The following is a 24,422-nucleotide window of genomic DNA, read 5'->3' as shown; positions in this document are numbered from 1 at the left end:
CAGCCGGGTCATCGCAGCCGCTGGCGACGGCGACCCCGGCCCTCGAAATCCTCGCGTGAGACCGGTTCGACGTACGTCCCGACACGTTCGCGCTCCCACCATCGGCCCGTCTCGTCGCGCTCTTCCGGGGTCGTATACCCATAGCGATAGCGAATCGCACGGACGTACTCCGGCGGTTCCTCGAAGGGATTCTCCGCAAGGAGGTCGAGCGTCGCCTCGTCGCCTTCGAGGAGCTTACCCAGCAATCGCGGAAACCACGGACTCCGGTAGGGAGACGGCGACATAGCGGCGAACCACAGCTGCCAGTCGAGCCGGAGGTGATAGGGCGCGACCTGCCGCGGACGCTGTTCGGGATCGGTCGGTTTGCCCTTGAACTCGTAGGCGCGCCACTTCGTCCCGTCGGTGAGTACCTCGTCGGCGGTGCCCTCGATGACGAGCTCGTATCGATCTCTCGTGATCGACCCGAACGCACCGTACGTGTTGACCAGATGTAGGGGATCGAACGACGTGTTCATCACCTGCCCTTCCGAGAGCATGTTCATCGTCGGTCGGACGCTCAGTCCGACGACAGCGAGCGCGACGAGCACGGCCGCTACTTCGAGATACAAGGGTGTCGGGGCGACCGCCGGGGCCGTGACCGGCAGGACGGTACTGAGAACACCGTCGCTGAACGTCGCGATCGCCAAGACGATCGTCAGAGCGTTGAGCCACGCGAAGTTGCCGGTGATCATCAACCAGCCCTGAAAGCCGATCGTCGCCACGCCCGCCAGCGCCGCGGCGGGTTGGGGCGCGAAGTACAGGAAGGGGACTGCGAGTTCGACGACGTGGTTGCCGAGCGTCTCGAGGCGGTGAAAGGCCTTCGAGCGGTGGTGAGCGAACCAGCTCACGGGATTGGGGATCGGCTGGGTCTCGTAGTGATACTCCATGCAAGTCAGATCGCGCCAACACTCGTCGCCACGCAGTTTGATCAGCCCCGCCCCGAACATATTTCTGAAGAGTACCCACTGCAACAGGACGAACACCACGAACGGCGGAGCAACACCGCCGGCACCGAGAAAGACCGCGAGAAAGCCGGTCTCGAGCAGCATCGACTCCCAACCGTAGCCGTAGAAGGTCTGGCCCGCGTTGACAAAGGAGAGATACAACAGCCACAGCCCCGCCCACAGCGCCATCGAGGCGGGCGTCGCGTAGGGATCGGGCAGCCAGTAGGGTGTGGCGACGAGCGCGAGGAGGGACAGGCCAACGCCGGTCCACGCTGCGATCGCGATCACGCGGTCGCTCGGATAGAAATAGAAGAGGCTCGGGCGCTCTCGAAACGAGGCGTTCTCGACGTACCGCGAGAGCGGCAACAGGCCGTCTTCGCCCGCGAGGGGCCGGAACTGGTTCGCGGCGACGAGAAAGGCGAGCAGATAGAGCAACGCGAGCGCACGCTGGAAGAGCAAGCGGACGATCCAGTACCCCTCGCCGGACCAGAGCCACATACGGGCGACAGCAATCGATCGACGGCCAAAGGAATACCGGAGCCCGGTCCCAACCACTCGATTGTCGAAATATCCGAATGGCGATAAGAACCGGAGAGAATGTACGGCCTCCGGGAACAAGGGGCCAGAGTCGACGCCTTGAGTGGCTATTTAGTCACATTCCGTGCTTAATTCGACTCAATGGAGAGTATATCAATACAGAAACCACTCAACATAGAAGGATTTATATTCTGACAGCGAGCACGGTCCTCCGTGATCAACCAGCGCGTATTGGTAACGGGCGGTGCGGGTTTCATCGGTTCGACCCTCGCGAACCACCTGGCCGAGGACAACGACGTCATCGCGATCGACGACTGCTATCTCGGGACGCCCGAGAACCTCGATTCCGCGGTGGAGTTTCACGAATCGAGCGTCCTCGAGGACGATCTGCCGACCGACGTCGACGTCGTCTTTCACCTCGCGGCGCTGTCCTCGTATGCGATGCACGAGGACGAGCCCACACGCGGTGCGCGCGTCAACGTCGAGGGGTTCGTCAACACCGTCGAGCAGGCTCGCGAGGACGGCTGCGATACCGTGGTGTATGCTTCCACGTCCTCGATCTACGGCAACCAGACCGAGCCCTCCCCGGAGGACATGCCCGTCGAGGTCAACACGGGCTACGAAGCCTCGAAACTCGCCCGCGAGCGGTACGCCGAGTACTTCGCGAACCATTACGATATGTCGATGGCCGGGCTCCGGTTCTTCTCGGTCTACCAGGGCTACGGCGGGGCCGAGGGTCACAAAAAGGAGTACGCGAACGTGATCGCGCAGTTCGCCGACGATCTCGCGAGTGACGAGGCGCCGGTGATCTACGGCGACGGCACCCAGACGCGCGACTTTACCCATGTTTCCGACATCGTTCGTGGCATCGAACTCGCCGCCGAACACGAACTGACGGGCGTGTACAACCTCGGAACGGGCGAAGCCTACGATTTCAACACAGTCGTCGAGCTCCTGAACGAGGAGCTCGGCACCGAGATCGACCCAGAGTACGTCGAGAATCCGATTCCCGACAGCGTCTACGTCCACGATACGTGTGCGGACTACTCGAAGATCAACGAGGCCACGGGCTGGGAACCCACGATCGATTTCCGAGAGGGGATCCGTCGCGTTTGTGCACCGTACAAGTAGTCCAGGACGTCGATACCGCTCGGAACGACAGAGAACGCGTCCAATCCAGAACGGTTGGACAGTCGACGGCCAGTAAGAGGGTGTTCTCTCCGCAAGGCGTTTTGCGAACCTGTTGCGATGGCCGATACGACCCACGGAGCGAACGACCCCCGGACACAGGCATCTCGTGGTCGACAAGCCAACCGCGATGAGGTAGCGCTGGATAAAGAGTTAAGTAAGTGAAATGGAAATGAAAGAGTACTACTGGTGAGTTTATCACATTTGTTCGATCACAGCCACTCACAGACGGGCCGCCAGACGACCGATCGGCGAAGGTCATTCATCAGGAAGTGCTGCAAGCGGGAGCCGGGCCGAAAACGAAGTAGAAGCAATCTGATTTACACAAATACTGTCGTAATTTTCAGAAGTGACTAGCTGTAGCGACACTGCGAACGGTAGGGAGTAGGAAAACTAATCGAAGCGAAAACGAATTCAACGATTATGGATTCGCTTTAGGGTCCTACCGCGACGTCGACGGGCGGTGCGCGCCAGTCAGCTAATAGTGCTTGGTTTTGAGTTCGATGACGTTCGCGGTGTTCTGCAACGCCGGGAGGAGTTCCTCTTCGATACGATCCTGGTCGAAGTTGTGTTTCGGGCCCGCGACCGAAATCGCCGCAGGCGTCGTCTGGTCGTCGCTGACGACGGGAACGGCGACGGATTTGACACCCCGGACGCGCTCCTCGTTCTCGACGGCGTACCCCGTCTTCCGAACCGATTCGATCTCGTCCAGCAACGCATCGCGATCCGTGATGGTGCGTTCGGTCGCCCGTGGGAGGCCCCGGCGATTGAGTATCTCCTGTAGCTCATCCGTGGATTTCTGTGCGAGTATCGCCTTTCCCAGTGCGGTCCAGTGCATTCGGGTGTACTCGCCGGTCGGAACGTTGTTGAAGATGGCATCCGGCGGTTCCGTCCAGTACAGCATGACACGATATCCCCCTTCCCCACAGCCGAGGGTTGCGACTTCACCGGTCGTCTGAGCGAGGTCGTCGAGCTCGTTGCGACCCGCCTGATAGTAGCTGTTGTCGTGGCGGATCCTCCCACCGACGTTCAGAAACCGAAACCCGAGCCGATACGTACCGTCGCGATTGATCACGTACTCGGTCTCCTCGAGCGTTTTGAGATATACGTGTACCGTGCTCTTGGGCAGGTCCATGTAGTCGGCCAACTCTTTTACCCCACATTCCCCGAGGTCGCTCACAGCCTCGATGATTTCGAAGCCGTTCTTGACCGCTTGAATCCGATTCGGCTCGTTCGATGAGTCGGTGCTCATTGCGTACCCCCCATGTTTCTCACCCGCATAGTAGTTTCTAAGTCTGTCCAACAATATTGGACAGATATCATGACGTACAGATATATTGTGGAAAGGTAACGTGACACAAGACAGGCCAGTTGGTGGTTCAGAGGTGACAGCAGGGAGGTGAGCAGAGGAGAAAGCGAGAAGAAGAGATGATACTGTCGACGGTGAGCCGACCGCGATCTCGAACGGAGCGACGGTGCAGCCTTACTGAACGGATTGTTCGAGCAGCCCGCGCATGTAGCCGATAGCGAAGAGCCGTCCGTTCATGTGGTAGCCCGGGTTGGAGTTGTCCTCACCGGCCATCGTCGGGACGTGATCGGGCCGCATCGGCACGTCATCGTCGATCGCCTCCTCGTATGCCTGCATCGCGGCGAGCATGTCGTGTGGCCCTTCGTCGTGCCAGGTTTCGACGAACCCATCCGCATCGCCCTCGACGTCGCGGAAATGGACGAAATTGATGCGATCGCCGAACTGCCGGATCGTCTCGGGCAGATCGACCCCCATCGCGGCGAAGTTCCCCTGGCAAAACGTGATACCGTTGTATTCGCTGTTGTAGCAGTCGATGACGCGTTCGTATGCTTCGGGGCTGTTGATGATCCGTGGGATCCCTCCGAGGGACTCCCGTGGCGGGTCATCCGGATGGAGTCCGAGTTTTACACCGGCTTCCTCCGCAACGGGTCCGACCTCCTGGAGGAAGTACTCGAGAGCGTCCCAGAGCTGTTCGCGTGAAGCATCGACGACCGGTTCGACGTGCTCTCTGTGCATCCGGTCGGTAGAGTAGGCCGTCACGAGCGAACCACCGCGGGCCTCGACGTGGGCCTCCGTGCGCGCCCAGCGGATCCCGACCATCCAATCATAGCAGACGACCGGAATCCCGACGCGACCGCAGTCCCGCAGAAACTCCTTGAACTCCTCGATGTCCTCGTCACGCCCGTCCAACCCGAGCCTGATACGATCGCTGATTGGAACGCTCCCCTCGATGACGCTGATCTCGAGACCGGCGTCCTCGTACCAGTTTTTCAGATGGAGCAAGTCGTGATAGCTCCAGGACGTCTTCCCGTCGCCGATCTCGAGCGTGTGGACGACCACGTCCGTGACGCCGATCTGTTTGGCGAGTTGCCACCTCTCGTCGGGTTGCGGTGGTAAGACTACCGCGAGGTTGACCATGGCCTCACGAATTGCAACCATAGTCAAATACCTTTCTCTCACTGCAAGCTAGTGCGGGTTTCCGGAGTCCTGAGCGGGCTCCGTTCCAGTTAGTTCCCCGTAGAGTGGACGACGGGATCGAAGGGACAAGATAGAAATACCGGATCGGACGATTCACTGAGGAACGCCACATGAGCGAGATGTTCGAGGGCAAGACCGCCATCGTTACTGGCGCATCAAGAGGGATCGGGAGCGGTATCGCAACCACGCTTGCGGACCACGGTGCCACAGTCGTGATCAACTACCGATCGTCCGAGCAACGAGCGACGGAGGTCGTCGAGGAGATCGAGGCCGACGGCGGGACCGCCGTCGCCGTTCAGGCCGACGTGAGCGACCCCGCGGACGTCGAGGCGATGGTCGAGGCGACCGTCGATCAGTTCGGCGCCGTGGATATCCTCGTGAACAACGCCGGAATGACGAAGATCGGGCCGGCGGCCGAACTGGATCTCGAAGACTGGCGTCGGGTCATTGACGTCGATCTGACCGGCGTCTTCATCGCCTGCCAGATCGCGGGTCGGCGGATGCGAGAGCAGGCTAACGGCGGTGCCATCGTCAACATCGCGTCGATGATGGGCCAGATGGGATACCACATGAGAGCGCCCTACTGCTCGGCGAAAGCGGGCGTCATCAACCTCACGCGGACCCTCGCCGTCGAGTGGGCACCGGACGACATCAGTGTAAACGCGCTCGCACCGGGATTCATCCAGACGGACATCACGGATCAGACACAGGACTCGGCGGGGTACACCGACGAGGACATCCGGCGCCGAACCCCGATGGCTCGCTTCGGTACCGTCGAGGAGATGGCGAGCTGCGTGACGTTCCTCGCCCGGGGCGATACGTTCGTCACGGGCGAAGTCCTTCGCGCTGACGGCGGCTGGACGTCCGACGCGTGGCGATACCACGAAGGGCGGGTGTAATCCGCACCGAAACGGTCCAACCGGGAGTGTCCACTGTCTCACTACCCGAACCCGATCGCCGGGCAGCGAGCGCGACGGGAACACATCTTGAAGTGGTAATATTCTCCTTAAAGAATACCTTCTTAATGGATAGGCCAAACCTCTGTGATGAATCATGGGAGATAGAGGCCCAGGAATCGGGAGACGATCGTTGATTACGAGTCTCGGGGCAGGAGCGATCGCGGCGACCGCCGGGTGTGCAGGATTGGGCGGTGGCAGCGGTGGTGGCGGTGGCGGCGGCACCAGTATGACAATCGCCAGCACGTTCGAACCGGGCCACATTCTGGTTCAGGCGGCCGAGAACTTCAAGGAACAGATCGAAGAGGAGTCAGATGGGGATATCTCCGTCGAGATCAGCCCCGGTGGCTCCTACGGGTCGGAGGACGAGATCGGCGAGATCGTCAGTGAAGGTGGTGTCGAAGCGCACTCGGCGGGGAGTTTCCCCTACTACCAGTTCGCACCGGAGTACTGGTTTTTCGGCTGTCCGTTCGTCCTCCCGGGTTACGACCAACTGCTCTCGGTACTCGAGAGCGATCAGATGCAGGAGGGCCACGACGCGCTCATCGAGAACGGGAACCAACGGCCGATCGGCCAACAGGTCTATCGCGGCGCACGACACTTCACGTCGAACACGCCGATTCGGACGCCCGAGGACGTCGCGGGGCTCAACCTCCGGCTGCCGGAACTGGACCCGTGGGTCCAAACGTGGGAAGCCATCGGCGCATCGCCCACGCCGGTCGCGCTTGACGAACTGTACAGCGCACTCGAACAGGGCGTTGCCGACGCCTCCGAGGGTGGCGCAGAGCAGATCAGTTCGTTCAACCTCCACGAGGTACAGAGCCACCTGAGTCTGACCGGCCACCTGATCGCCAACGGGAACATCTACATCAACGAGAATTTCTATCAGGGTCTGGATCAGTCCCAGCAGGACCTCATCATGGAGGTCGGTCAGGAGGCGACACAGTCGGCCGCACAGACCTCCCAGGAGCGCGAGGAAGAACTCATCAACGAGCTCGGCGAACAGGGGATGGAGATCGTCGAGGACGTCGATACCGAGGCGTTCAATCAGGCGGCGGCCCCAGCCGTCGAGCAGTTGTTCGAGAGCACTTGGGCCTTCGATTGGGATACCGTCCGGAACATGTGACGTAGCGGCGCCTCATAGGTGAGCAACGGAAGACAATTGATAGTCATTAATAATGGAAATCGATCAATCACTCGAACTGAAGACGGACCATCTCTTCGATAAGGTCGTCCTCTATAGTGCGACCGGACTGTTCGCGACGACGATCATCCTGACGACGATTCAGATCTTTGTTCGGCTGTTGGACCTCCCGACGTTCGGGTACCTCCACTGGACCGAACCGGCGGCGCGGTTCATACTGATTATCGCGACGTATCTGGGTGCTGCTGTGGCCATCCGAAACAGCGAACACATCGCGATCCAGTTCCTCCTCGAACGACTCACGAAGTGGAACCCGCGGCTCGGGCTTGCGGTCCAACTGCTGGGGGATCTGATCGTCATCGGGTTCCTGTGGGTCGCGTTCTTGGGGACGAGTACGAACGCGATCGGCGACTGGACGACGTCGATCGGCGGGATCGGGGTCGTCACGGCCGGCCACATCTATCTGGGGATCACCGTCGGCGTCGTCCTCATGCTGATCTACGCCGTCATCGACGTGGTAACGCTGCTGAAGGGGATCGCCAACGGCACCGTGCACGGGCGCTTCGAGGAGGGGATGGCCGATGAGTGAGCTACTCGTCATCGGGGCCCTGTTCCTCGGGACGCTCCTCGTGTTGTACGCGCTCGGCGTCCCCGTCGGGATCGCCATGGGGGCGACGTGCATAGTGGTCATGATCTCCCCGCTCGGGAACGGGCTCAACTATAGCGTTATCGCCCAGCAGATGCTCTACGGGCTCAACAGCTTCACGCTGTTGGCGATCCCGTTCTACCTCCTGTTGGGACGGTTGATGAATCGCATCGGGATGACACCGCGGATCTTCGATCTGGCCAACTCCATGGTCGGGCAGTTCCGCGGCGGTCTGGCCCACGTCAACATCGTCGCGAGCATGATCTTCTCGGGGATGTCGGGGCTGGCCGTCGCCGACGCCGCCGGGCTCGGTCGCGTCGAGTACGCCGCGATGCGCGATCAGGGCTACGAGAAGGACATCTCGCTCGGGGTCACGGGATCGTCGGCGATCATCGGCCCGATCATCCCGCCGAGCGTCCCGATCATCATCTACGCCGTGCTGGCCGAGCAGTCGATCGGGGAGTTGTTCCTCGGTGGGATCATCCCGGGGATCCTGATCGGCGTCTTCCTCATGGCGCTGGTCCTGTTGTTCGTCTACGTGCGGGGCTACGAGACCGAGGACTCGTTCGACCTCGGGGACTTCTGGACGTGCCTGAAGGAGGCGGTGTTCCCGCTGCTCGCCCCGATCCTCATCATCGGCGGGATCGTCACGGGGACGTTTACCGCCACGGAAGCGGGTGCGATAGCGGTCGTGTACACCGTCTTCCTCGGGATGTTCGTCTACAGAGAACTCACCCTCGGCGGCCTCTTCAAGGAGCTGCAGTACGGGATGGTCGAGACGTTCGCGCTGACGTTTATCGTCGGCATCGCGTCCCTGTACGGGCTCGTTGCCCTCCAGCTCCGGCTGCCGATCCTGATGGCCGATTCGATCACGGCCTTCTCGACCGATCCCACCGTCGTGATCCTCCTGTTGGTCGGCCTCCTGCTCGTCGTCGGGACGTTCATGGAAACGATCGCCGCGATCACGATCCTCGTGCCGATCTTCATGCCGATCCTCCAGCTCACCGGCATCGATCCGATCCACTTCGGTATCGTGATGATCCTGACGCTGATGCTTGGTCTACTGACGCCGCCGTTCGGCGTCATCCTCTTCGTCCTCGAGAAGGTGACCGACGCGACCCTCGAGGAGACGATGAAGGCGGTACTGCCGTATTACGTGCCGATCCTGCTGGTGTTGTTGCTCACGATCTTCATCCCGGAGATCGTCACGTACCCGGCGACCGAGCTGGTCGGGTCCTGATCGACTCACGTTTCCTCTCGCGATCGGGAACGAATCCGGCGTTCGAACCCGGATACGCGTCCGCGTCCACGAACGAGTTCGAGGAGTCAATTTCCTTTCAACAGGAGATCACCGACGCAAACGTTTTTGTCGGTTGGCGAGAACCTTGTGTCATGGCAACGTTCGACGGGTATCCACGACCGACGGGTCCCGCAGGGGTCCGCAACTACGTCGCCGTGATACCCACCTCAGTCGCGGCCTCGGCGGTCGCGGACGCGATCGCCGACCGTACAGTCGAAAACGTCCGTTCGACGCCCCACCAGATGGGGATCGACCCGCCGGACGGGGCGTGCGAGCAGATCGAGCGCACGTTATCGGGCATCGGGCAGAATCCGAACGTCGGGGCGGCACTCGTCGTCGCGCTCGGAACGGAAACGATCGACGCCGACGGGATCGCCGATGCGATCGCGGCGACGGGACGGAACGTCGAGACGCTCACGATCCGTGAGGCCGGAGGGACGGCGGCGGCCGTCGGAACGGGCGTCGATCACGCTCGCGAACTCTGGGACGGGATCGCCGACGCGAGACGCGAAGAGCGGGACGCGAGCGAGCTCGTCTTCGGCGTCGAATGTGGCGGCTCGGATGCGACCAGCGGGATCGCGGCGAACCCCGCGGTCGGCGCCGCGTGCGATCGGCTGGTTCGGGACGGCGGCACCGCGAGTTTCTCGGAGACTCCCGAGTTCATCGGCGCAGAACACCTCCTTGCCGAGCGGTGTGTCGACGACGAGGTCCGCGATCGATTACTGGAGCGGGTCGAGCGGCGCGAATCGGCCGCACAGCTGATGGGCGTCGACCTCCGGGGCGCACAGCCCACACCCGGAAACCAGGACGGCGGGTTGACGACCATCGAGGAAAAGAGCCTCGGGGCGATCGTAAAGGGCGGGACCACGCCCGTCCGCGGGATCGTCGAGTACGCCGAATCGCTCCCGGTCGGCGGCGGGTTGGTACTGATGGACACCCCCGGATACGACATCGAGAGCGTCGTCGGGAAGGTCGCCGGCGGCGCACAGATCGTCGCGTTCACCACGGGACGGGGATCGACCACCGGAAACCCGCTCGCGCCGGTGATCAAGGTGACCGGGAACCCGAAAACCGCGGATCGGCTCGCCTCGAACATGGACGTAAACGCCAGTACGATCATCGACGGCGAATCCATCGACGCGGTCGGCGAGCGGATCTACGAGACCCTTCTGGCGGTCGCCAGCGGCAAACGGACGGCCGCCGAACAGCGTCGCTTGGAGGAGTTCGCGATCAACGAACTCCAGCCAAACGAACTGGCGGAACTGCGGGGGAACGCATGAAAGGAGAAGTACTCGGCGACGTCGGGTTGCACATGGCGGAAACGGACAACGTCGTTACGGCCATCGACGACCTCGAAACGGGCACGGAGATTCCCTGGGGCGGGACGGCGATCGAACTGCAAGAGGACGTCGAGTTCGGCCACAAGGTCGCACTGGAACCGATCCAACCTGGCGACGTCGTTCGCAAGTACGGCGAGCCGATCGGCGAGGCAGTCGAGACGATCGCTCCCGGCGAGTGGGTTCACACGCACAACTGCGAGAGCGCGCGTGGGCGGGGCGACCGCGCCGACGCGGAGGTGATCTGATGACGACGCCAGCCGCGGACGGAGTTCATACCCCCAGTGGGGCCCGGTTTGCGGGATTCGAGCGCGAGGACGGTCGAGTCGGCGTCCGAAACCGGGTCCTCGTCGCCCCGTCGGTGATCTGTTCGCATATCGTGGCCGAACGTATCGCGGACGCCAACGAGAGCGCCATCTGCACGCCCCACGACCACGGCTGTGCCCAGATCGGTGCCGATCACGAGCAGACCGAGCGAACCCTGCTGAACCTCGCACGGAACCCCAACGTCGCGGGCACGACGGTCGTCGGCCTCGGTTGTGAGCACCTCCAGAGCGAACCGTTCGCAGAGCGGATCGCCACCGAGGGGGTGCCGGTCCGTCAGACGGCCATCCAAGATGCCGGCGGGACCGAAGCATGTATCGAGGCGGGCGCCGAGGCGACCGCGGATCTCGCGCGGACGTCCCTCACCGACGAACGGAGCGACGTGACCCTCGGCGATCTGACCGTCGGCGTCGTGAGTTCGGATCTCGATCGATCGACCCGCGAGGTCGCGGACCCGCTCGTCGGCGAGACCGTCGACGCCCTCCTCGATCTCGGTGCGCGCGTCGTCGTCGCCGGCACCGAGCGACTCGCCCCCCATACGGAGGCCGCCGCAGACCGGGGCGAAAACGACGAGGTCGCCGCGGGGATCCGCGAGGCCTGCGGGCGCGAAGCGCGCCAGCCCGGGAACGCCCAGCGGGTCGTCCGCCACGCCGCAAGCACCGAGTTCGAGTCGGTCGTCGGGACGTGGGGGACCGCTTCCGTCGAGGAGTTCGTTCCCTACGGCGCTCGGGCGACCGTCGACGAGGGGCTGGTGCTGGTCGACTCCCCGTCGCGCTTCGAGGAGGCGGCGACGGCGCTCGCGGCGGCCGGTGCGTCCGTGGTCGTGCATGTCACGGCCGACGGGATCCCGACGGGCCACCCAGTGGTGCCGGTGCTGAAGGTGACCGGCGACGGGACGACCGCCGAGGCGCTCGCGGCGGACATCGACCTCGACGCCCGCGAGAGCGACCCCGACGACGTCCTCGACGAACTCGCTCGCGTGGCCGACGGTGGCCAAACCGCCGCAGAGAGACACGGACTGACGAAGTTCGCCATAAGTCGCGTCGGACCCTCACAATGAGACGATCAGCATGAAGGCGGCCGAACTCGTCGACGCGGGGCGGTTCGAACTGCGAGACAGGGAGCGTCCCGCTCCGGGTCCGACGGACGTCCTCGTCGAGGTGAGCGACGTCGGGATCTGCGGGTCGGACGTCCACTGGTACGATCACGGGCGGATGGGCGAGCGCAGCATCGACGAGCCGTTGGTACTCGGCCACGAGAGCGCGGGCCAGGTCGTCGCCGTCGGTCGGGACGTCGACCGCGTGGCCGTCGGCGACGAGGTCGCGATAGAACCCGGCGTCCCCTGCGGGCACTGTCGGTACTGTCGGGACGGTCGGTACAACCTGTGTCCGGACGTCGAGTTCATGGCGACACCCGGGACCGACGGGGCCTTCAGGGAGTACGTCTCGTGGCCGGCGGAGTTCGTCCACGAACTCCCGCCGACGGTCTCCACTCGCGAGGGCGCGCTCTGTGAGCCTGTGAGTGTCGGGATCCAGGCCGTGCGCCGGGCCGACCTCGACGTGGGCGATTCGGTGCTCGTCATGGGTGTCGGACCGATCGGACTGCTAACGATGGACGTCGCACGGGCGGCCGGCGCGGCGACCGTGGCCGTCGCCGACATCGTGCCCTCGAAACTGGACCGGGCCACCGATCGCGGGGCGGACCTCGCCATCGACAGTCGCACCGAGGACGTCGGGGACACGCTCCGCGAGGAGTTCGACGGCGGTGTCGACGTGGTGATCGAAGCCACCGGGGCGCCGCCGGCGATCGAAGCGGCACTCGACGCGCCACGACCCGGCGGTACCGCGGTGCTGGTCGGGTTGGCGCCCGGCGAGACGGTGCCGATGGACGCCTTCGAGACGGTCCGACGGCAGATCGATATTCGGGGAAGCTATCGGTTCGCGAATACGTATCCGACGGCACTCTCGCTGCTCGGCGCGAACGAGGTCGACGCGACGGGGACGATCGACGTCGAGATGCCGCTCGAACGGATCGGCGACGCCTTCGAGCGTGCCAAAACGCCCGACGTGATCAAGGGCTTACTCTCGGTGAACTGAATCGGTTCGGTCAGGAAGGCTCGAATCCGCGTGAGGAGAAGGTTTATACGGAATTGGAGAGCCTTGCTCGTATGGTCATCGTCGCAGCGATCAGCGATTCGGACCAGTCGAGAGAGATCGCCGCACGGGCGGACGAACTGGCGCGAGCGTTCGACGACCGCCTTCATCTCGTGCACGTCACCGAGGAGACGGAGTATACGCGAATCGTCGAGAAACAATCGGGCACCCGGGAGACGGACACGGGGTCCGTAGAGGACAACGCCGCCGGCCGAGCAGCGGAGGGGCTCGACGAGGTCGTTTCGGCCGACTACGAGGTGGTGGGTCGGGTCGGCAACCCCGGCAAAAAGGTCGTCGAATACGCGGCGGAAGTCGACGCCCGGTACATCGTCATCGGCGGTCGGTCGCGCTCGCCGGTCGGAAAGGCGCTGTTCGGAAGCGTCACGCAGTCGATCCTGCTGAACGCGGATCGGCCCGTCGTCACGCTCACGACACCCGAATAGGCGAAACCGTCGATCGGTACTGAACCCGGATTCGTCACGGGTATCCATCGAGAAAAATACTGCAAGATTTATCTCTAGGGGCTCCGTGTCGGCTAGTATGAGTGCGGGTTCAGTACAGCAGTTCCAGGAATCACTGTCGCGATTAGACACGCCCTCGACGGTCGTCACGCCCGAGGAGTTCGAAACCGAACTCGCCGAGATCATCGAACCTCCGGCGGTCGGTGCCGAACTCGCCTTCGACGGACACTCCCTCTCGGGGCTGCCGGTGACGCTCGGACCGTCCCCCTCACAGCTACGCGAGGCGACGACGGGAGTCACCGGTTCGCGACTGAGTATCGCCTCGCTCGGGACCGTCGTCGTCGAATCGAGCACCGACGGCGACGAGTTCGTGGCGTTGTATCCGGAGTTTCACGTGGTCGTCGTCAAGGAAAGCGAGATCCGATCGACCCTCTCGGAGGCCTTTGAGTGGCTCCGCTCCGAGTTCGCGGCGGGACGCCAGTCGTTCGTTCTCGCCACCGGACCCAGTTCGACGGGCGACATGGGAGCGCTCGTCCAAGGCGTGCACGGTCCAGAGCGGGTTCATATCGTGATCGTCAGGGACGATGAGTGAGTCGACCCGATCGGATGCAGAGCGCATCCGCACCCTGCTGCGAACCGAGAGCGAGGAGATCAAGGAGAACACGCGGCTGTTCAACGCCGCACGCTACGATGCCGTCGAGACCGTCGGGGCGGAGACCCACGAACGGTATCGAACCCAGGCGCGGGAGATAAAAGAAGAGTCGATCGACCGGCTGCCGGAGCTCCTCGACCGGACCAGACGGGCCGTCGAGGAAAACGGCGGGACGGTCTACGTCGCCGACGACGCCGCGGACGCGAACCGATATATCCGAACCGTACTGGCCGAGAAGGACGCAGACAGCGTCGTGAAATCGAAGTCGATGACGACCGAGGAGATCGATCTGAACGAGTCCCTCGAGGCGAACGGTTGTGGCGTCTGGGAGACTGACCTCGGAGAGTTCGTCATTCAAGTCGCCGAGGAGTCCCCCTCCCACATCGTCGGGCCCTCGCTGCACAAGTCCCGCGAGGAGATCACGGCGCTGTTCGAACGGGAGTTCGACCCCGAGGAGCCACTCGACTCCGCACAGAAACTGACGGCGTTCGCGCGGGAGTTCCTCGGCGAGCGCATCGACGAGGCCGATATCGGCATCACCGGGGCGAACTTCGTCATGGCCGAGAGCGGCTCGATCGCGCTGGTGACCAACGAGGGCAACGCGCGCAAGTGCGCCTCGATCCCCGATACGCACGTCGCCGTCGCCGGCATCGAGAAGATCATCCCATCGGTCGCCGAGTTGGAACCGTTCGCGGAGCTCATCTCGCGGTCGGCGACCGGACAGGACATCCCCCAGTACCTCTCGTTGCTGACGCCGCCGGTCGAGACACCGACGATCGACTTCGACCGGGCCGAGGAACCGGAGTTCGGGGGCAACGACGCGGATCGGGACTTTCACCTCGTGCTCATCGACAACGGGCGGCGTGCGATGCGACAGGACGAGGAGTTGCGCGAGACGCTGTACTGCATCCGGTGTGGGGCCTGTGCGAACTCGTGTGCGAACTTCCAGTCGGTCGGCGGGCACGCCTTCGGCGGGGAGACGTACACGGGTGGCATCGCCACGGGCTGGGAGGCCGGCATCGAGGGTCTGGACGTCGCCGAGGAGTTCAACGACCTCTGTACGGGCTGTTCGCGCTGTGTGAACGCCTGTCCGGTGAAGATCGACATCCCGTGGATCAACACGGTCGTGCGCGACCGCATCAACCGCGGCAAGGACCCCGGCTTCGAGGACCTGCTGGTCGACGGGCTCGTCCCCGACGAGGAAGAGAGCGGAACGCCGCTTCGCAAACGCTTTTTCGGGAACTTCGAGACCGCAGCGAAGATCGGCAGCGCGACGGCCCCCCTCTCGAATCTCGTCGCTTCCAGCGGCGTGGCCCGAAAAGCGATGGAATCGACCGTCGGGATCGACGCTCGACGCGACCTGCCGACGTTCGAGCGCACGACGCTGCGAAAGTGGGCCCGCTCGCGGGACACACACGTCGAGGATCCACTACGCCGTGTCGTCCTGTATCCGGACGTCTATACGAACTACGTCCAGACGGCGCGCGGCAAGGCCGCCGTTCGCGTTCTGGAGGCATTGGGTTGTGAGGTCGTCGTTCCGGACGTCGGCGGGTCCGGACGCGCACCGCTGTCACAGGGGATGATCGCGACCGCAGAAGGGAAAGCGAGGAGCGTCGCCGAGTCGCTGCTTTTCTACCTGGAAGACGGCTACGACGTGGTCGTCATCGAACCGAGCGATCTGGCGATGTTCCGACGGGAATACGAGAAGCTGCTTCCCGCGGCGGCGCACGAACGGATCGACGAGGGGAGCTACGAGATACTGGAGTTCGTGTACGGACTCCTAGAGAACGGCGCGGATATCGCGGCGTTACCCGACGGCGACGGCAACGGCGTCGCGTACCACAGCCACTGCCAGCAACGAACGCTCGGCCTCGAATCGTACACCGAGACAGTCCTCGAGCGGCTCGGGTACGACGTTCTGACCTCCGACGTCGAATGCTGTGGGATGGCCGGGAGCTTCGGCTACAAGAGCGAATACTACGAACTCAGCATGGACGTCGGTGAAACGCTCGCGACACAGTTCGAACCGGTCGAAAACGAGCGAACCGTCGTCGCCAGCGGGACGTCCTGTATGGAACAGCTCGACTCGCTTCTCACCGCGGAGTCGCGCCATCCCATCGAACTGCTCGATCCCGTCGACCGCTAGGGCCCAAACGGAGCGAACCGGGCCCGCCGACAGGGTTGCAAACTGTTTTGTACCACCGATGCGTCCCCGACGGAAATGAGCGAGCCGACGGCGGGAGCCGGGACCATCCGAACGGCCGAGACCAGCCTCTATCGAATCCCGAACGAGCAGACGCTCGAGGACGCGACCCAGTCGTTCGACGTCCTCGAGATCGTTTCGCTCACTGTCGAATCCGACGAGGGCCACCGCGGCCTCGGGTTCACTTACACGATCGGCCGCGGCGGGGCTGCGACCAAGCGATTCCTTGACGACGAACTCATCCCACGACTGGAAGGACAACCGGTCGCTCCGCGCACCGTCCGCGAGGCCCTCCGGGGCGAGACGACGTTCATCGGTCGCGAGGGGATCAGCGAATTCGCCATCGGGGCGGTCGACATCGCGGTCTGGGACCTCCTTGGCAAGCGGGCCGATCTCCCCCTGTGTGAACTGCTCGGCGGAACCCGCGAGCCGGTTCCGATGTACGAGACCGACGGTGGCTGGCTCCAGTACGACGCCGATACGCTCGTCGAGAACGCACGCGAGATCGCCAACGACGGGTTCGCCGGGATGAAGATGAAGGTCGGATCGTCAATCGACCGCGACGTCGAACGGGTACGGACCGTTCGAGACGCACTGCCGGCGGACCTTGATCTGATGCTCGACGGGAACTGCTCGTATACGCTTCCGGAAGCACGACGGTTCGCGAACCGACTCGATGACGTCGCGATGACGTGGTTCGAGGAGCCGTTGCCCAAGGGGGACTACGCCGCGTACGCCGACCTCCGTCGCCACGTCGACGTCCCGATCGCCGCCGGCGAAAACCTCTACAACGAGACGCAGTTCCGCCAGCTGACCGAGCAGAACGCCGTCGATTACCTCCAGCCCGACGTCTGTCGGGTCGGCGGGATCACGCCCTGGATGATCGTCGCGGATCTGGCGGCCACGTCCGGACTCGCCGTCTCACCCCACTACATCGAGCCGCTCCATGCTCACCTCGCGTGTGCGGCCGACAACGTCCCGTACATCGAACATCACTCGACTGTGCTCGACGAACTACTCGCGGACCCGGTCGCGGTGGACGACGGTCGGATCCGGCCGCCGGCCCGTCCGGGACACGGGATGGCCTTCGAGGACGTCGAGCGGTATCGGGAGGACTGACCGAAACGAACACGGGATCGAAACCCGACGACCACCGTCGAGGAGGAACACAGAAGCGGGTCCGGCGTCCCGAACGCGTGGTTCTCACGCAATCGAGGGTTCGGATAGGTCGTGTTCTCAATTCTCGATACAGATAGCAGTAGCTGTTTGATAGCTTAGTACACCCGAGGATAAGTCTACCGCCACCGGTGACCGAGGCGGCGATCACATCACGATGGACGACGGTCCCGGGAGCGGGATTTTTATCGACGGAACCCGTCGGGTGTTGCCATGGGATACGTTGTCAAGATGCCGAAGCTAGGGCTCGAAATGGAACGGGGAACGCTCCTCGAATGGCACATCGGGGAGGACGATCCCGTCGAGGAGGGCGACGTGATCGCGGAGATCGAGTCCGAAAAGAGTATCGGCGAGATCGAGGCCCGAGAGGACGGTGTCCTCCGGCTGATCGACCTCGAGGAGGGCGAAACGGTTCCGCCGGGAACGCCCATCGGGATCGTCGCCGGCGCCGAGGAGGACATCGGCTCGCTCACAGAGGAGTTCGAGGACGGGGAGCAGGCGGCCTCGGCTGAATCGGCGGATTCGGGGGATACCGCCGAACCGGCCGAGCCGGAGGAGCCGGTCGAAGCGACCGCGGACGCCGACGGAACCACGAGCGCGACGTCGAGTTCCCAGCAGACGGGCGAGAAACCGAAGGCCTCGCCCCGTGCCGAGCGCCGGGCGTCGGAACTCGACGTCGCGCTCGCCACCATCGAGGGCTCGGGACCGGGGGGAGCGATCACCGAGGACGACGTCGAGGCGGCGGCGTCCGGGGGCGAGAGCGCTCGGACGGCGACCGAGCAGGTCAAAGCCTCACCCCGGGCGAGACGCCGCGCCGAGGAACTCGGGGTCGATCCGAGCGTCGTCGAGGGCTCGGGACCGGGGGGTGCGATCACCGAAGACGACGTCGAGGCCGCAGTCGAGGACGCGCCGGCGACCGCCGAACCCACGGTCACCGGGGACGAACGGGCCGAGAGTCGGGACCGGTATCGCACCGCGACGCTCGTGGTCGCGGGCGAGACGGCCGATACCCTGATCGAGACGACCGACCTCGCCGAGCGAGCCTTCGACCTCGAGACCTCCCAACTGGACGTGTTGCTCGTGGCAGTCTCGGCGGCACTCGAGGCCCATCCGGCGTTCAACGGGACGTTCGCGGACGACACTCACCAGCTCAGGTCCCGACAGGACGTCGCGCTCGCGGCCGAATCCGACGGGGAACTGCTCACGCCCGTGATCGAGGGCGTCGAGGACCGGTCGTTCGCGGACCTCGTCGCGGCCCGGCGCGGAGCCACCTCGGGCGCAAGCGACGCCTCGGACAAGCACGCGACGTTCGCGCTCGCACTCGAAGAGGAGTTCGAGGGCGGCGTCGAGTCGCTTCCCACGGCTCCGACGGTCGCCGGACTGCTGGTCGACAGTTCGCGCCGGCGAGCTACACCCGCCGAGAACGGCGTCTCGCTCGAACGGTGTCTGTCGCTGTCGCTGGCCTACGACCCGCGCGTTCTCGACGATGGGGACGCCGAAGCGTTCCTCGAGACGTTGCTCGAACGGATCGGGGACATCCCGGAACTCGTCCTGCGGACGTATCGGCGGTAGACTCGGTTTTCGGGTCGTCAGTCCTCGAAGACGCCGGTACCGGCGGCGGCCTCGAAGAGTGTCGCCACGGAGACGAGCCGCGGGCCCCGCTCGGCCGAGCGGAATTCGACGAGTTCGTCGACGAGTTCGAGTTCGCGCTCGCCGTCGGCTCCGACGACGCCCTCCTCGACGTCGACGGTCATCGACTCCCCCTCGGCGAGGTGGCGCTGGTCCTCGATTCCCACCCCGGCGACGACGCCGGGCGCGACGATCGCCCGGCCGGTCCGTGGGGCCAGGTCGGGATCGACGAGTCGGAGCCCGATCGCCCCCGAATCGTCGGGTGCGAGCGACGCGATCGCACCCGCGACGCTGCTGAGGCCGATGTCGGCGGGGTTCGCCCGCGAGACGATCCCGCCGGCGAGGTCCGCGGGGTCGAGCGTCGCCCGGGTTCCGATAAACGACCGGTTCGAGAGTTCGACCGACGCCAGCCCGGTGACGGTCTCGCCCGATGCCGTGTGGGCCTCGACCATTCCGTGGCGATACGTGACGTCTTGCTCCTCGACCGCGCCGGTCGCGACGAGCGCGGCGGCCGCCCCGGCGACCGTGCCGTCGACCGCCGTGGGGACAACGTTGTTCGTCCCCGTCGAGACCGAAACGAGTGGGACCTCACCGCATTCGAGGGCGGTGTCGCGGCTCGTCCCGTCGCCCCCGAGGACGACGATCGCGTCGGCCTCCTCGCGAAAGCGCGCCGCGGCCCGGCGGGTGTCGGCGGCGGACCCCTCGATGGCGAGATCGAGCAGCGCTGTCTCGGCGTCCGGGACCTCCTCGGCGGCGCTCGCGGCGATCCGCGCCGTATCGGGCATTACGAGCGCTGTCGGCGGGTCGGGAACGCTAGTCAGGCCCTCGAGGACGCACTCTGCGACCCGGCGCTTCGCGTAGTTGTCGACGACGCTCGCGCCGCCGGTCAGTCGCCGGATGTCGCGCCCGGCGGCGGGATTGACAATCAGTCCGACCGTCTCGCCCACCGTTAGGCGATCCGCTCGATGGCCTCCCTGACTTGGGCGCTGTCGGGGACGACCTCGCGTTCGAGCGAGGGGCTAAAGGGGATGTGCGTATCGGGCACGCCCACCCGCTGGATCGGCGCGTCGAGGCTGTAGAAGGCGTCCTCGACCGCGCGAGCCATCACCTCCGCGTGGACGCCATACGAAAGCGGGCTCTCGTCGGCGACCACGAGCCGACCGGTCTTCGCGAGGCTCTCGGCGATGGTGTCGGTATCGAGCGGGTACAGCGACCGGAGGTCGATCACCTCGACGTCGGTATCACCCTCGAGGTCGTCGGCCACCGATAGCGACTCGCCGACGAGTCGCTGGGTCGCGACCACGGTTACGTCCGCGCCCTCGCGCTCGACGCTGGCCTCGCCCAGCGGGATCGTGAAGTCCTCGTCGGTGGGCACCTCGCCCGACTGCTCGTAGATCATCTTGTTCTCGAAGAAGAAGACGGGATCGTCCGAGCGGATCGCCGACTTGAGGAGTCCTTTGGCGGCGGCGGGCGTTCCGGGGGCGACGGCCAGCAACCCGGGGAAGTGGGCGATCCAGGAGTGGACGGTCCCCGAGTGCTGGCTGGCCGCACCCATACCGCCGCCCTCGGTGGTGCGGACGGTGACGGGCATCTCGGTCTTCCCGCCGAACATGTAGCGCATCTTCGCCATCTGGTTCATGATCTGTTCCATCGCGACCCCCACGAAATCCGAGAACATGATCTCGACGACGGGACGCGAGCCGGTGGCGGCCGCACCCGTCGCCGCGCCCATGAACCCCGACTCGCCGATGGGCGTATCCCGCACGCGGTCCTTGCCGAACTGCTCGTGGAGGTCGCCGGTGACGTCGAGGACGCCGCCCATCGTCGCGATGTCCTCGCCCATCAGGAAGACGTCCTCGTCGCGGGCCAACTCCTCGCGCAGCGTCTCGCGGATCGCCTCCCGCACCGTCATCGTCTCCGTCTGTTCGGCCTCGAGGCCGGCGCTGGCCATCAGCGCTCACCCCCGTGACCGCTCCCGTCCGCACGCACCCGCCGTGCGAACTCCGTGATTTCGGGTACCTCGGCGGCGAACATGTCGTCGTAGGCTTCCTCGGGGGCGGGCTCCTCCGCGCTCTGGGCGTATTCGAGGGCCTCCTCGATGGTCGTCTCGACTTCCGACTGGAGGGCCTCGTACTCCTCGTCTGTGAGTTCGTCCCGGTCGATCAGGCGCTGGGCGAACGTCTCGATGGGGTCGCGGGCCTGCCAGCGTTCGACCTCGTCGTCCTCCCGATACAGCTCCTCGTCGCCCTCGAAGTGGCCGTGGAACCGATAGGTCTCGGCCTCGATGAACGTCGGGCCGTCCCCGGCGCGGGCCCGTTCGCGGGCCTCCGTCACCGCCTCGTTGACCGCGGTAATGTCCATCCCGTCGACGGTGATCCCCGGGACGTTGTACGCGCCGGCGGTGGCGCTCAGGTTCTCGACGTTGTGTTGCATCTCGGCCGGCGTCCCCTCGCCGTAACCGTTGTTCTCGACGAGGAAGATCACGGGGAGGTCCCACGTCGCCGCGAGGTTCGCCGCCGAGTGGACCTGCCCCTGGGCGACCGCCCCGTCGCCCAGAAACGACAGTGCGACCCGGTCCTCGTCCTTCCGGTCGATCGTCAGCGCCGCGCCCGTCCCCAGCGGCGGGCCCGCCCCGACGATCCCGTTCGCTCCGAGCATGCCGGCGTCGACGTCCGCGATGTGCATCGAGCCGCCCTTCCCGTTGCAGTAGCCCTCGCGTTTGCCGTAGAGTTCGGCCATCATGGGTTTGGGGTCGAGCCCCTTCGCGATACAGTGGCCGTGGCCCCGATGGGTGCTCGTGATGTAGTCGTCGTCTTCCAGGGCAGCACACGCGCCCACCCCCACCGCCTCCTCGCCGATGTAGAGGTGGACGAACCCCGGTATTTCGCCGTCGGCGAACCGTTCGCCCGCCGTCGTGTCGAACTGTCGGATCGTGAGCATCCGCCGCAACGCCTCCTCGCGTCCGGTCTCGGTCTCCAGATCGATGGTTGGCATCGCGAAGTAAAACGTAACGATCGATAATAACTGTTGGGTGCTACCTATTGTCGTGAATCGAGGCGGGTCGGTCGCGTGCGGAGCAGGAAACCACGATGGGGAGCTCCGCGTTCATAAATGGCTGTCCTCCGGAAACGGCTCGCCGCGAGCGTCACGCTTTCCGAGAGGGCGCTCCAATGGTCAGGGGATGCGATCCTATCTCGACGAGTTCACGCGCCGCGACTGGCAGGACGAATCGCCCGACGGGACGGTGCGACTCGCCGTCGTCGGTCTCGGCGGGTTCGCCCGAGAGCAGGCGCTTCCCGGCATCGAGAAAGGCGAGTTCTGCGAGACGACGGTGCTGGTCACCGGCTCGCCCGAGAAGGGCGAACGGGTCGCCGAGGAGGTCGATGCCGAGCGCGTCCTCTCCTACGAGGAGTTCCACGAGGGCGAGGCCGAGGAGGGCTACGACGCGGTATACGTCTCGACGCCGACCGGACGCCACCTCGAATACGTCGAGACGGCCGCCGAACTCGAAAAGGACGTCATCACGGAGAAGCCCATCGAGAAGTCCGTCGAGCGCGCCGAGCGCCTGCGGGAGGTCTGTGAGGCGGCGGGCGTGGCGCTGATGGTCGCCTACCGCCCGCGGATGGAGCCGGACTTCCGGCGCGCCCGCGAACTCGTGCGCGACGGCGTCGTCGGCGACGTGACCGAGGTCCATGTCCAGTTCTCCTTCCCGGTGCTGGAAATGGGTGGGCCCGACCAATGGCGCATCGATCGCGAGCTCGCGGGCGGCGGCGCGCTGATGGACGCGGGGGTCTACACCGCGACGGCCGCACGCTTCTTCGCCGACGGCGAGGCCGTCGCCGTCCAGGGCGAAACCGTCTCCGATCACGAGGCGTTCGACGAGGGCGTCGAGGAGCGCGCGAACTACACCGTCCGGTTCGAGAACGACGTCACCGCGTCGTGTTCGACGAGCTTCACCGGCGCGTACAACGATTGGGTCGAGGTCACCGGCACCGAGGGAACGCTCCGAATCGAGCCTGCGTTCTGGTTCAACGTCGACCGGGATCTCACGGTCGAACGCGACGACTGGGAGGCGACGGTGACCGGGCCGACCGTCGACGAGGTCACGGAGGAGTTCGATCACTTCGGCTACGCGGTGCTCACTGGGACTGACCCCGAACCCGACGCCGGGGTCGGCATCGCGGACCTCGAACTGCTCGAAGCCGTCTACGAGTCGGCCGAATCGGGCGAGCGCGTTCGGCTCGACTGACGCCGAGACTCGGGATCAGTCCCCGAGGTCACGCAGGTCGTTCGCGAGGGCATCGATCGCCTCCCGGGCCCGGTCCCACTCGGGGTCGGCGAGCATCGTGAGAAAGCCGTGGATCATGTCGGGATACTCGAGTCGGGTTACCGGGACGCCGGCGTTCTCAAGGCGGTCGGCGTAGGCCCGCCCCTCGTCGCGAAGCGGGTCAAATCCTGCAGTTAGGACCGTCGCCGGTGCCACCCCGGCGAGATCGGAAACGCAAAGCGGGGAGACGTACGGGTGGGCACCGTCGAAATCGACCTCCAGGTACTCGTTCCAGAACCGTTCCATGTCCCCGCGGGTGATGAAGTAGCCGCTCGCGTTCTCGGTGTACGAATCGGTGTCGAAGGCGTGGTCGGTCACGGGGTAGGCGAGCAGTTGGCGCGCGATGTCGGGGCCGTCGCGGTCGCGCGCCAGCAACGCGACGCCCGCCGCGAGGGTCCCTCCGGCACTGTCGCCGCCGACGGCGATCCGGCCGGGGTCGATCGCCACCCCGAGATCGGGGTCATCGGCGAACCACTCGAGTGCACCGTAGCAGTCTTCGAGGGCCGCGGGAAACGGGTGTTCGGGCGCGCGACGGTAGTCGACCGAGACGACGACACACCCGGCCGCGTTCGCGAGCGCACGCGCGGCGAGGTCGTGGGTGTCGAGATCGCCGACGACCCAGCCTCCGCCGTGATAGAAGACGAGCGCCGACCGGGGCGTCTCGCCGTCGTCGCCGGGATCATATGCCCGAACCGGCACCGACCCGTTCGGGCCCTCGAAGGCCGTCTCGAGGACCCGTTCGACCGGTTCCGGCTCCCCATCCGTGACGGTCAACTCGAGGTACGTATCGCGGGCCTCGGCGACCGATTGGCGATACAGCGGCGGGACGCCACTCGCCGAAAGGTCGTGAAGCAGTTCCTCAGCCTGCGGATGGAGTTCGGTCGCCATGGCTCTGCTATC

At 64.9% G+C, this 24,422-nt stretch carries 22 protein-coding genes; 15 read left to right on the top strand and 7 right to left on the bottom strand.

From position 1 onward, the window contains the following. Positions 1–8 precede the first annotated feature (8 nt). Positions 9–1,481: a lipase maturation factor family protein gene (locus tag HACJB3_RS02350; RefSeq protein WP_008418338.1), complete on the bottom strand. Its 1,473-nt coding sequence runs from the start codon at positions 1,479–1,481 to the stop codon at positions 9–11. A 252-nt stretch (positions 1,482–1,733) separates the two neighbouring features. On the opposite strand from HACJB3_RS02350, the gene HACJB3_RS02345 reads away from it, so the two are divergent. Next, complete coding sequence (locus tag HACJB3_RS02345) at positions 1,734–2,651, top strand: NAD-dependent epimerase/dehydratase family protein (protein ID WP_008418340.1); 918 nt, start codon at positions 1,734–1,736, stop codon at positions 2,649–2,651. A gap of 535 nt (positions 2,652–3,186) precedes the next feature. Here HACJB3_RS02345 and HACJB3_RS02340 read toward each other — a convergent pair. Beyond that, positions 3,187–3,960, bottom strand: a complete 774-nt coding sequence (locus HACJB3_RS02340) for an IclR family transcriptional regulator (RefSeq protein WP_013199342.1) — start codon at positions 3,958–3,960, stop codon at positions 3,187–3,189. 231 nt (positions 3,961–4,191) lie between these two features. Then, positions 4,192–5,154, bottom strand: coding sequence for a mannonate dehydratase (locus HACJB3_RS02335; protein WP_008418345.1), 963 nt, complete (start codon positions 5,152–5,154; stop codon positions 4,192–4,194). Positions 5,155–5,324: 170 nt separating this feature from the next. On the opposite strand from HACJB3_RS02335, the gene HACJB3_RS02330 reads away from it, so the two are divergent. From HACJB3_RS02330 to HACJB3_RS02270, 13 genes are all read left to right on the top strand, one after another. Then, positions 5,325–6,113, top strand: a complete 789-nt coding sequence (locus tag HACJB3_RS02330; RefSeq protein WP_008418347.1) for an SDR family NAD(P)-dependent oxidoreductase — start codon at positions 5,325–5,327, stop codon at positions 6,111–6,113. Positions 6,114–6,399: 286 nt separating this feature from the next. Then, positions 6,400–7,296: a TRAP transporter substrate-binding protein gene (locus HACJB3_RS02325; RefSeq protein ID WP_008418350.1), complete on the top strand. Its 897-nt coding sequence runs from the start codon at positions 6,400–6,402 to the stop codon at positions 7,294–7,296. A gap of 52 nt (positions 7,297–7,348) precedes the next feature. Continuing rightward, the gene (locus HACJB3_RS02320) at positions 7,349–7,903 is read left to right on the top strand and encodes a TRAP transporter small permease (protein ID WP_008418352.1); all 555 of its coding nucleotides are present in this window, start codon (positions 7,349–7,351) and stop codon (positions 7,901–7,903) included. Next, complete coding sequence (locus HACJB3_RS02315; RefSeq protein WP_008418353.1) at positions 7,896–9,200, top strand: TRAP transporter large permease; 1,305 nt, start codon at positions 7,896–7,898, stop codon at positions 9,198–9,200. The genes HACJB3_RS02320 and HACJB3_RS02315 overlap by 8 nt, the downstream gene beginning before the upstream one ends. A gap of 152 nt (positions 9,201–9,352) precedes the next feature. Continuing rightward, positions 9,353–10,540 carry a UxaA family hydrolase gene (locus HACJB3_RS02310; RefSeq protein ID WP_008418355.1) on the top strand — a complete coding sequence of 396 codons (1,188 nt, stop codon included), beginning with the start codon at positions 9,353–9,355 and terminating at the stop codon, positions 10,538–10,540. Then, positions 10,537–10,845: a UxaA family hydrolase gene (locus tag HACJB3_RS02305; RefSeq protein WP_008418356.1), complete on the top strand. Its 309-nt coding sequence runs from the start codon at positions 10,537–10,539 to the stop codon at positions 10,843–10,845. The genes HACJB3_RS02310 and HACJB3_RS02305 overlap by 4 nt, the downstream gene beginning before the upstream one ends. After that, positions 10,845–11,981: a UxaA family hydrolase gene (locus tag HACJB3_RS02300; RefSeq protein ID WP_008418358.1), complete on the top strand. Its 1,137-nt coding sequence runs from the start codon at positions 10,845–10,847 to the stop codon at positions 11,979–11,981. Before HACJB3_RS02305 ends, HACJB3_RS02300 begins: the two co-directional genes overlap by 1 nt. 10 nt (positions 11,982–11,991) lie before the next feature. Continuing rightward, positions 11,992–13,017, top strand: a complete 1,026-nt coding sequence (locus tag HACJB3_RS02295) for an NAD(P)-dependent alcohol dehydrogenase (RefSeq protein ID WP_008418359.1) — start codon at positions 11,992–11,994, stop codon at positions 13,015–13,017. A 71-nt stretch (positions 13,018–13,088) separates the two neighbouring features. Beyond that, positions 13,089–13,517: a universal stress protein gene (locus HACJB3_RS02290; RefSeq protein WP_008418361.1), complete on the top strand. Its 429-nt coding sequence runs from the start codon at positions 13,089–13,091 to the stop codon at positions 13,515–13,517. 97 nt (positions 13,518–13,614) lie between these two features. Beyond that, on the top strand, positions 13,615–14,127 hold the full coding sequence (locus HACJB3_RS02285; RefSeq protein WP_008418362.1) for an LUD domain-containing protein: 513 nt from the start codon (positions 13,615–13,617) through the stop codon (positions 14,125–14,127). Then, entirely contained in the window at positions 14,120–16,333 is a 2,214-nt protein-coding gene (locus tag HACJB3_RS02280; protein ID WP_008418364.1) for an LUD domain-containing protein, read from the top strand. The genes HACJB3_RS02285 and HACJB3_RS02280 overlap by 8 nt, the downstream gene beginning before the upstream one ends. Positions 16,334–16,408: 75 nt before the next feature. Continuing rightward, the gene (locus HACJB3_RS02275; RefSeq protein ID WP_008418366.1) at positions 16,409–17,509 is read left to right on the top strand and encodes a mandelate racemase/muconate lactonizing enzyme family protein; all 1,101 of its coding nucleotides are present in this window, start codon (positions 16,409–16,411) and stop codon (positions 17,507–17,509) included. Positions 17,510–17,779: 270 nt separating this feature from the next. Continuing rightward, a complete protein-coding gene (locus tag HACJB3_RS02270; protein ID WP_008418368.1) occupies positions 17,780–19,138 on the top strand; it encodes an E3 binding domain-containing protein in 1,359 nt (452 codons plus the stop codon). Between the two features lie 17 nt (positions 19,139–19,155). Here HACJB3_RS02270 and HACJB3_RS02265 read toward each other — a convergent pair whose 3' ends face one another. From HACJB3_RS02265 to HACJB3_RS02255, 3 genes are read right to left on the bottom strand one after another with little or no spacing between them, the layout of a single operon-like run. Continuing rightward, complete coding sequence (locus tag HACJB3_RS02265) at positions 19,156–20,142, bottom strand: NAD(+)/NADH kinase (protein WP_008418370.1); 987 nt, start codon at positions 20,140–20,142, stop codon at positions 19,156–19,158. A 2-nt stretch (positions 20,143–20,144) separates the two neighbouring features. Continuing rightward, positions 20,145–21,146: an alpha-ketoacid dehydrogenase subunit beta gene (locus HACJB3_RS02260; RefSeq protein WP_008418372.1), complete on the bottom strand. Its 1,002-nt coding sequence runs from the start codon at positions 21,144–21,146 to the stop codon at positions 20,145–20,147. Then, positions 21,146–22,189, bottom strand: a complete 1,044-nt coding sequence (locus tag HACJB3_RS02255; protein WP_008418375.1) for a thiamine pyrophosphate-dependent dehydrogenase E1 component subunit alpha — start codon at positions 22,187–22,189, stop codon at positions 21,146–21,148. Before HACJB3_RS02255 ends, HACJB3_RS02260 begins: the two co-directional genes overlap by 1 nt. A gap of 187 nt (positions 22,190–22,376) precedes the next feature. Here HACJB3_RS02255 and gfo6 point away from each other — a divergent pair, with 187 nt between their 5' ends. Continuing rightward, positions 22,377–23,444 (top strand): D-xylose 1-dehydrogenase Gfo6, encoded by a 1,068-nt coding sequence (gene gfo6, locus HACJB3_RS02250; RefSeq protein ID WP_008418377.1) that lies wholly within the window; start codon positions 22,377–22,379, stop codon positions 23,442–23,444. Positions 23,445–23,459: 15 nt separating this feature from the next. On the opposite strand, the gene HACJB3_RS02245 is transcribed toward gfo6, so the two are convergent. Next, a complete protein-coding gene (locus HACJB3_RS02245) occupies positions 23,460–24,410 on the bottom strand; it encodes an alpha/beta hydrolase (protein WP_008418379.1) in 951 nt (316 codons plus the stop codon). Between the last annotated feature and the right edge of the window lie 12 nt (positions 24,411–24,422).

Origin of the sequence: Halalkalicoccus jeotgali B3, assembly GCF_000196895.1 — an archaeon.
Lineage (GTDB): Archaea > Halobacteriota > Halobacteria > Halobacteriales > Halalkalicoccaceae > Halalkalicoccus > Halalkalicoccus jeotgali.
This window is presented reverse-complemented; position numbering and strand designations above follow the sequence as displayed.

Bases quoted from the DNA above. Each gene is read 5' to 3' on its own strand.
- HACJB3_RS02305 (WP_008418356.1), top strand. From the start codon at position 10,537: ATGAAAGGAGAAGTACTCGGCGACGTCGGGTTGCACATGGCGGAAACG.
- HACJB3_RS02295 (WP_008418359.1), top strand. From the start codon at position 11,992: ATGAAGGCGGCCGAACTCGTCGACGCGGGGCGGTTCGAACTGCGAGAC.
- HACJB3_RS02280 (WP_008418364.1), top strand. From the start codon at position 14,120: ATGAGTGAGTCGACCCGATCGGATGCAGAGCGCATCCGCACCCTGCTG.
- HACJB3_RS02315 (WP_008418353.1), top strand. From the start codon at position 7,896: ATGAGTGAGCTACTCGTCATCGGGGCCCTGTTCCTCGGGACGCTCCTC.
- HACJB3_RS02285 (WP_008418362.1), top strand. From the start codon at position 13,615: ATGAGTGCGGGTTCAGTACAGCAGTTCCAGGAATCACTGTCGCGATTA.
- gfo6 (WP_008418377.1), top strand. From the start codon at position 22,377: ATGCGATCCTATCTCGACGAGTTCACGCGCCGCGACTGGCAGGACGAA.
- HACJB3_RS02325 (WP_008418350.1), top strand. From the start codon at position 6,400: ATGACAATCGCCAGCACGTTCGAACCGGGCCACATTCTGGTTCAGGCG.
- HACJB3_RS02245 (WP_008418379.1), bottom strand. From the start codon at position 24,410: ATGGCGACCGAACTCCATCCGCAGGCTGAGGAACTGCTTCACGACCTT.
- HACJB3_RS02260 (WP_008418372.1), bottom strand. From the start codon at position 21,146: ATGGCCAGCGCCGGCCTCGAGGCCGAACAGACGGAGACGATGACGGTG.
- HACJB3_RS02310 (WP_008418355.1), top strand. From the start codon at position 9,353: ATGGCAACGTTCGACGGGTATCCACGACCGACGGGTCCCGCAGGGGTC.
- HACJB3_RS02330 (WP_008418347.1), top strand. From the start codon at position 5,325: ATGAGCGAGATGTTCGAGGGCAAGACCGCCATCGTTACTGGCGCATCA.
- HACJB3_RS02335 (WP_008418345.1), bottom strand. From the start codon at position 5,154: ATGGTCAACCTCGCGGTAGTCTTACCACCGCAACCCGACGAGAGGTGG.
- HACJB3_RS02350 (WP_008418338.1), bottom strand. From the start codon at position 1,481: ATGTGGCTCTGGTCCGGCGAGGGGTACTGGATCGTCCGCTTGCTCTTC.
- HACJB3_RS02320 (WP_008418352.1), top strand. From the start codon at position 7,349: ATGGAAATCGATCAATCACTCGAACTGAAGACGGACCATCTCTTCGAT.
- HACJB3_RS02300 (WP_008418358.1), top strand. From the start codon at position 10,845: ATGACGACGCCAGCCGCGGACGGAGTTCATACCCCCAGTGGGGCCCGG.
- HACJB3_RS02275 (WP_008418366.1), top strand. From the start codon at position 16,409: ATGAGCGAGCCGACGGCGGGAGCCGGGACCATCCGAACGGCCGAGACC.
- HACJB3_RS02270 (WP_008418368.1), top strand. From the start codon at position 17,780: ATGGGATACGTTGTCAAGATGCCGAAGCTAGGGCTCGAAATGGAACGG.
- HACJB3_RS02290 (WP_008418361.1), top strand. From the start codon at position 13,089: ATGGTCATCGTCGCAGCGATCAGCGATTCGGACCAGTCGAGAGAGATC.
- HACJB3_RS02255 (WP_008418375.1), bottom strand. From the start codon at position 22,189: ATGCCAACCATCGATCTGGAGACCGAGACCGGACGCGAGGAGGCGTTG.
- HACJB3_RS02340 (WP_013199342.1), bottom strand. From the start codon at position 3,960: ATGAGCACCGACTCATCGAACGAGCCGAATCGGATTCAAGCGGTCAAG.